This window comes from Actinomadura kijaniata NBRC 14229 (genome assembly GCF_001552175.1).
Lineage (GTDB): Bacteria > Actinomycetota > Actinomycetes > Streptosporangiales > Streptosporangiaceae > Spirillospora > Spirillospora kijaniata.
Genome location: NZ_BCQR01000169.1, coordinates 1 through 822, shown reverse-complemented (window position 1 = coordinate 822; position 822 = coordinate 1). Strand labels below are relative to the sequence as shown.

Genomic DNA, 822 nt, shown 5'->3' with positions numbered 1-822 from the left:
CAGCGCCGCCAGCAGCACGGCCGCGACGACGCCCGGGGACGGCACGGCGGTGCCGGAGGCCAGCAGGCCGGGGGCCGGTTCGGTCAGGGCGGGCGACGCCGCCCAGCCCGCCAGCAGCCCGGCGGTCCCGGCCAGCAGCGCCAGGGCCAGGTGCTCGGCGAGCAGCACGGCCGCGACCATGGCGGGGGTCGCCCCGGCGGCCTTGAGCAGGCCGACCCGGCGGCCCTGTTCGGCGAGGCGGCCGCCGACGGCCAGCGCCACGCACAGGCCCGCCAGCGCGGCCATCGCCCAGGTGCCGCCGAGCAGGGCGCCGTTGGCCAGCCGCAGGTCGCTGGTGGCGTAGGCGCCCATGTCCTGCCAGGACCGGACGCCCTTGCGCGCGGCGGCGAAGGCGGGCGCGGACGCCGGGTCGGTGAGGGCGAGGGGCATGGTCAGGCGGCGTTCGCCGGGGAGGCGGGCGGTGTCGGCGCGGGTCGTCCACACCAGGCCCGGCGTGGCGGACGGGTAGGGCACGCGCCCCGCCGACACCGCGATCCCCGCGACCTGGAACGGCCGTCCGCCCAGCGTGATGCGGTCGCCGGGCCGCACGTCCAGGGCCGCCGCGAACGCCTGCTCCACCACGACCGTGCCGGGCGCGCCGCTCCAGCGTCCGGCCGTGACCAGCGGGCGGTCGACGGCGGAGGCGGCGGGGCGGCCCTGGGCGACGGCGCGGACGGCGGTGCCGCCGGCGCGCAGCTCGGTGGAGACGGTCGGGAACGGCCCGGCCGTCGCCTTCACGCCCGGCGCGCCGGCCAGGGCGCGCAGGGCGCGCGGGTCGGTGGC

General features: G+C 81.4%; 1 protein-coding gene. It reads right to left on the bottom strand.

What is annotated here, in order from left to right; all coding sequences use genetic code 11:
- Nucleotides 1-822 (bottom strand): FtsX-like permease family protein (locus AKI01S_RS39000; protein ID WP_157420479.1); only part of this gene is annotated, 822 nt, incomplete at both ends.